Source organism: Bartonella sp. AC130YNZD, from assembly GCF_042196865.1.
In the GTDB taxonomy this organism is placed as follows: Bacteria; Pseudomonadota; Alphaproteobacteria; order Rhizobiales; family Rhizobiaceae; genus Bartonella.
In genome coordinates, this window is the sequence record NZ_JBHIQZ010000091.1 from 1 (window position 1) to 1,600 (window position 1,600).

General features: G+C 35.6%; 1 protein-coding gene. It reads left to right on the plus strand.

Annotated features, from left to right (window positions below):
- A partial coding sequence (locus ACFINU_RS09745; RefSeq protein ID WP_375667649.1) for a type ISP restriction/modification enzyme occupies positions 1-1,600 on the plus strand: 1,600 nt, incomplete at both ends.

A 1,600-nucleotide genomic window follows, 5' to 3' on the forward strand; every position in this document is an offset into this window, starting at 1 on the left:
ATCAAAAGAAACTGGATATCCAAGTTATCTTTGGTAACCCTCCTTATTCAACAGGTCAAAAAAGCGAAAATGATAATAATGCGAATATAACCTATACTGCACTTGATACAAGAATTCGTGATACATACGCATCAAGATCTCAAGCAAAACTAAAAAGAAATTTGTATGATAGCTATATTCGCGCCATTCGCTGGGCGAGTGACCGTATAAAAAACCGTGGTGTGATTGGTTTTGTTACGAATGCAAGTTTTATAGATACAAAATCTATGGATGGTTTACGCAAGTGTCTCGTTGAGGAATTTAGCAGTCTTTATATTTTCCATTTACGGGGTAATCAACGAACTTCTGGAGAGCTTTCTCAAAAAGAAGGAGGTAAAATCTTTGGTGAAGGTTCTCGTGCCCCTATAGCGATTTCTATTTTGGTTAAAAATCCAAATTCACAACGGCATGGCAAGATATATTTCCATGCCATTGAAGATTATAGCACAAGAGAGGACAAGCTTAAGACAATTAAGGATTTTGGAAGTATTGATGGTATTACACGTGAAGATGGTTGGAAAATAATTACACCAGATAAGCATGGTGATTGGCTTGGTCAACGTGATGACAGTTTCAACGCCTTTTTAGCTATAGGTGATAAAGGTGTTAAAAAAGGTCATGGTAAAAAACTTTTTAAAAATTTTTCGTGTGGTGTCGTAACTAGCCGTGATGCATGGGCATATAACTCAAGCCGTAAAGCTTTAACAAAAAATATGCATAATATGATTAACTTCTATAATAGTGAAGTAAAACGTTTTAATGATACTTATGTACATGCTAACCGTAAGATACATAAAAATGCTGTAAATAATTTCGTCAATGTAGATGAGAGGAAAATCAGTTGGAGCTATAATGTTAAGCAAGAACTGGTAAAAGGAAAAGTTTTTGAACTTGAAGATACGTGCCTTACACAAAGTCTGTATCGTCCTTTTACACAACAGTGGCTCTATTATAATCGTACTTTCAATGAGAGAGTTTATCAAATGCCGCGCATATTTCCTATGGGGAAAACGGTTGAAAATAGAATGATACAAATTACAGGAACAGGAACCCAATCAGGTTTTTCTGTACTTATGGCTAAGGATGTGCCTAATTTTCATGCAATAGATACTGGTCAATGCTTTCCACGCTATATTTACGAAGAGACTACGGTCTCAAAAAGTAAAAGTGAGAAACAATCCCATTTATTTACGAATTCTATAGAAGACAGCACAACAGCTGGTTTACAGAAGCGTGATGCCATTACTGATGAAGGTCTAGCACATTTTAAAGCAGCTTATCCTAATGAAAAAATCACTAAAGATGATCTATTCTATTACGTTTACGGTTTGCTTCATTCAGAAGATTATCGTGCCCGTTATGCTGATAATTTATGCAAAGAATTACCTCGTATCCCTTGTGTAAAGAGTGCTGATGATTTTTGGAAATTTGTAACAGCAGGGCGTGAACTCGGTCATTTGCACGTAAATTATGAAGATGTAGAACCTTATCCAGTGACCTTTAAAAAAGGTAATCCAAAACAGACAGAGATCTCTAATCCTGAGAAATTCTATTATGTGAC